Origin of the sequence: Microbacterium sp. Leaf351, from assembly GCF_001423825.1 — a bacterium.
Classification (GTDB): domain Bacteria; phylum Actinomycetota; class Actinomycetes; order Actinomycetales; family Microbacteriaceae; genus Microbacterium; species Microbacterium ginsengisoli.
This window is the reverse complement of record NZ_LMPK01000015.1, coordinates 189,744-194,184: the sequence shown is the minus strand read 5'-3', so window position 1 is coordinate 194,184 and position 4,441 is coordinate 189,744. Positions and strand designations below refer to the sequence as shown.

Annotated in this window: 5 protein-coding genes; 3 read left to right on the top strand and 2 right to left on the bottom strand. The window is 70.8% G+C overall.

All coding sequences use genetic code 11. The annotated features are described in order from the left end of the window. Positions 1 to 925, bottom strand: a 925-nt coding sequence (locus ASG00_RS17455) for an MMPL family transporter (protein ID WP_235559343.1), incomplete at its 3' end; no start/stop codon positions are given. Positions 926 to 1,054: 129 nt separating this feature from the next. Here ASG00_RS17455 and ASG00_RS06610 point away from each other — a divergent pair. Together ASG00_RS06610 and ASG00_RS06605 are read left to right on the top strand one after the other, a co-directional pair. Beyond that, the gene (locus ASG00_RS06610) at positions 1,055 to 1,672 is read left to right on the top strand and encodes a TetR/AcrR family transcriptional regulator (RefSeq protein ID WP_056207731.1); all 618 of its coding nucleotides are present in this window, start codon (positions 1,055 to 1,057) and stop codon (positions 1,670 to 1,672) included. An 84-nt stretch (positions 1,673 to 1,756) separates the two neighbouring features. Beyond that, a complete protein-coding gene (locus ASG00_RS06605) occupies positions 1,757 to 2,374 on the top strand; it encodes a vitamin K epoxide reductase family protein (RefSeq protein ID WP_048808996.1) in 618 nt (205 codons plus the stop codon). Between the two features lie 12 nt (positions 2,375 to 2,386). Here ASG00_RS06605 and ASG00_RS06600 read toward each other — a convergent pair whose 3' ends face one another. After that, positions 2,387 to 3,373, bottom strand: coding sequence for an o-succinylbenzoate synthase (locus tag ASG00_RS06600; RefSeq protein ID WP_056207728.1), 987 nt, complete (start codon positions 3,371 to 3,373; stop codon positions 2,387 to 2,389). A 54-nt stretch (positions 3,374 to 3,427) separates the two neighbouring features. Between ASG00_RS06600 and ASG00_RS06595 the strand changes: the two genes are divergently transcribed. Beyond that, positions 3,428 to 4,348: an undecaprenyl-diphosphate phosphatase gene (locus tag ASG00_RS06595; protein WP_056207726.1), complete on the top strand. Its 921-nt coding sequence runs from the start codon at positions 3,428 to 3,430 to the stop codon at positions 4,346 to 4,348. Positions 4,349 to 4,441: the final 93 nt, after the last annotated feature.

The following is a 4,441-nucleotide window of genomic DNA, read 5'->3' as shown; positions in this document are numbered from 1 at the left end:
CCATCGTCGTCAGGAACGGGATGTTCGCGAAGCCGAGGCCGATGAGCGCGATGAGCACGGTGATGCCCGCGAAGACGACGGCGGAGCCGGCGGTGCCGGTCGCGCGGGCGGCGGACTCTTCCGGAGGGACGCCGGCGCGCACCTGGTCCTGATGTCGCGCGGCGATGAACAGCGCGTAGTCGATGCCGACGGCGAGCCCGAGCATCAGCGCGAGCAGAGGGGTCGTGGAGGACACCGAGGCGAACGCCGTCGCCCCGAGGATGAGCGACATGGAGATCGCGACGCCGATGAGGGCGCTCCCGAGGGGCATGCCGGCCATGAGGAACGACCGGAAGGTGACGAGCAGCACCAGCAGGGCGATCACGAGCCCGACCGCTTCGGTGATGCTGATGCCCGGCACCGAGACGGCGAACAGGTCGCCGCCGAGCTGGGCGGTGGCGCCCTGGGGGAGGGCGTGCTGCAGCGAGGTCGTGATCGACTGCAGGTCGGTCTTCGTGCTCGCCGGAACGTCGGTGACCTGGCCGTTGAACTGCATGCTGATGATGGCGGCGCTCTTGTCGTCGGAGACGAGGCCGTTGACGGTCTTCCCGAACGGATCGGTCGCTCCCAGCACGCCGTCGAGCGCTCCGATCTCGGTGACGGTGTTCGCGATCTCGCTCGTGTAGGCGCTCTCGTCGACCGTCTGCCCGGGGGCGGCGACCACGATGATCTGCGCGCTCGTGCCGGCCGCCTGCGGGAAGGTGCGGCTGAGCTGCTCGAGGCCGGCCTGGGACTCCGTGCCGGGGATCGAGAACGCGTTGTCGGTGCCCTTGCCGAACACCGCGGCGGCGCCGCCGGCGATGACCAGCAGCAGCACCCAGGTCAGCAGCACCCGCCACGGGTGGCGGAACGACCAACGGCCGAGCGAGTAGAGCAGTGTGGACACGACGCCTCCGCGAAATCGAGGTTCGGGGTTCGATACATGACTGTATCCGATACAGGTGTGTATCGTAGAGTCCGCCATCCCCCGCAACCTGAACGGCGGATGAGCGCACGGAGAGGTGGTGCGTCGCTGATGCCGACGACGCGCAGTCGCGAGAACACCCGAGCCCGCCTGGTCGAGGCGGCCTCCGAGGTGTTCGCAGAAGTCGGCTTCGACGGGGCATCCGTCGAGGCGATCTGCGAGCGCGCGGGTTTCACCCGCGGAGCCTTCTACTCCAACTTCGAGTCGAAGGAGGATCTCTTCTTCGAACTCGCCCGGCAGGTCTCCGACACCAAGCTCGCCCGCGTCGCGGACCGCGTGTCCGAGATGGCCGCCGCCGAGGTGCCCCGCAGCACTGCGGAGATCGTGCGCTTCGTGCTCGACATCGCCACCGACGACCGTCTCGGCGTGCTGCTCATGAGTGAGATCCGCACGAACGCGATGCGCGACGAGCGCCTGGCCCGTGCCTATCTCGCCTGGGACGGCGCGATGGCCGCCCGGGTCGCGCAGATCATCGCCGAGATCCGGCGCACGTCGCGTCTCGCGCTACGCGTCCCCGACGACGAGGCCGCCCGGATGCTCGTGAACACGTGGGAGGATGCCGCGGTGCACGCGGCGATCGCGCGCCTGTCGCCGAAGCGGGCCGAGCAGCAGTGCGCCGAGCGCATCGCGGCTCTGGCGTCGTTGCTGGTCGAGTCGCCCGCAGGCTGAGCCGCCGCCGTGTCGAGCCGTCGGATCCCTGTGGATCCGCGCCGGTGCGACCCCGTCGTGCGCCGGTCGCGATAGCCTCGCGAGGTGACCTCGCCGACGCCGACCGCCGCCGCAGCCCCCGCATCCCGCATCCCGCTCGCCCTCCCGATCCTGTTGATCGTCGGGGGCCTGGCGGGTCTCATCGCGGCGTTCAACCTGACGCTCGACGATCTGGCGCTGCTGAAGAACCCCGACGCGGCGCTCTCGTGCTCGGTCAACGCGTTCATCCAGTGCGGCAAGAACATCCAGTCGCCGCAGGGCAACGTGTTCGGGTTCCCGAACCCGATCCTCGGTCTCATGATGTTCCCCGCACCGATCGCGGTCGGGGTGGGGCTTCTGGCCCGGGCGCGCTTCGCCGCCTGGTTCTGGTGGCTGTTCCTGGCCGGCATGACCTTCGCGATGGGCTTCGTGCTCTGGCTCGCGTCCGAGAGCATCTTCTCGCTGCACACGCTGTGCCCGTGGTGCGCCCTGGTCTACCTCGCGGTGACTCCCATGTGGTTCGCCACCGTGCTGCATGTGTTCCGCGAGGGCTATGCGGGCACGGCGCTCGCGAAGGTCGGCCGCGTGCTGACCCCGTGGATCCCGCTTCTCACGATCCTCGTGTACCTCGCCATCTTCGGCACCGCCCAGCTGCAGCTCGGTCTGCTGCAGTCGCTGCTCTGAGCCGCGCCTCGCTCAGCCGGCGATCAGCGCGTGGCAGCGGGCGAGGCGTGACATCCACCAGTCGCGTCGGTCGTCGGATGCCTCGTGCCGCGCCAGCAGCGCCGCGTCGGGCTGCACGCGGCGCACGGCGATGACACCGCCTTCGGGGCGCAGCGGCTGCGCTGTGACGTCGGCGAGGAAGAGCGACGAGGTGCCGAGCCCGCAGTCGTAGTCGAGCTCGGGGAGCGCGGCAGCGAGGGCGAGTCCCATGCCGAGCCCGACCGAGGTGTCGAGCGCGCTCGAGACCACCGCCGGCAGCCCCGCCGCGGCCACGACCTCCAGTGCCCGGGAGAGACCGCCGAGCGGCGCCGCCTTGACGACGAGGATGTCGGCCGCCCCCGCGCGGGCCACGGCGAGGGGATCCTCGGCCTTGCGCACGCTCTCGTCGGCGGCGATCGGCACGTCGAGGTCGTGCATGCGGGCGCGGATGTCGGCGAGCTCGTCGACCCGCGCGCACGGCTGCTCGACGTATTCGAGGTCGTACGGCTCCAGCGCGCGGATGGCGTGCTCTGCCTCGTCGACGTTCCATCCGCCGTTCGCGTCGAGGCGCACGCGTCCCTCCGGGCCGAGCGCCCGTCGCACCGCCGCGACGCGGGCGACGTCGTCGGCGAGAGACTTCCCGCGCTCGGCGACCTTCACCTTCGCGGTGCGGCAGCCGTCGAAGCGGGCCAGCACCACGGGCACCTCGTCCGCCGCGACCGCCGGCACGGTCGCGTTCACCGGGATCTCGTCGCGGCGGGCGGCGGGCTGCGGCATCCACGCGAAATCGATCGCCGCACGCAGCCAGACGGATGCCTCGTCGTCGTCGTACTCGGCGAAGGGGGCGAACTCCGACCAGCCCTGCGGCCCCTCGAACAGCAGCGCCTCGCGCACGGTCACGCCCCGGAAGCGGGTCGCCATCGGCAGTGCGACGACCCGCGCGGTGGCGGCGATGTCGGCGAGCGACGGGGTGTCTGGCATCGGGCGTTCCGTTTCCTTAGCGTCATCCATGAGCGGGTGTGCGATCATGCCCGCGTGGATCTGACCTATTTGCAGGCCGTCGTCATCGGACTCCTCCAGGGAGTGACCGAACTCTTCCCGATCTCCAGCCTCGGGCATTCCATTCTCGTCCCCGCGTGGATCGGCGGCGAGTGGCAGTCCCTCGTCACCCAGGGCGACTCGTCGGGGCACACCCCGTTCCTCGCGTTCGTCGTGGCGTTGCACGTTGCGACGGCGCTCGCGCTCATCGTCTTCTACTGGCGGGACTGGGTCGCGGTGATCCGCGGGTTCTTCTGGTCGCTGCGCCACCGCAGTCTCGGCCGCAGCGAGGCGCGTCTGGCGTGGCTGCTCATCATCGGAACGATCCCGGTGGGCGTCATCGGCCTGCTGCTCGAGAAGCCGCTGCGTGTGCTCTTCTCGACCCCGCTCGTGGCCGCCGTCTTCCTGACCCTGAACGGCCTCGTGCTGCTGACGGCCGAGCTGCTGCGTCGCCGTCAGACGATCCTCGCCGGGCGGGCCGCCCGTGCCGCCGGGTCGCGTGCGGAGGCCCGCGGCGTCGCCGCCCGCCGCATCGACGACCTGTCCCTCGGCGAGGGAGCCCTGATCGGCACCACCCAGGCGCTCGCCCTGCTGCCCGGCATCTCCCGCTCGGGTGTGACGATCTCGGCCGGACTCCTGCGCCGCCTCGACCACGAGAGCGCCGCACGGTTCGCGTTCATGCTCGCCACGCCCGTCATCCTCGCCGCCGGGGTTCTGAAGGTCCCCGACCTGCTGCAGCCCGACGCCCGCGGCATCATGGGCCAGGTCATAGTCGGCTCGATCTGCGCATTCGTCGCGGCCTTCGCCGCGGTGGCGTTCCTGTCGCGCTACTTCCACACGCGCACGCTGTACCCGTTCGTGATCTACTGCGTCGTGGTCGGGGTCGCCAGCATCATCCGCTTCGGCTTCTTCGGCTGAGCACCGCCCGCCGCCGCCCAGGCCGGCCGCGAGGGCGGCGGCGTCGGGCGGGGCAGGAATAGGCTGGATGCCATGCTCCTCGACACCCCGGTC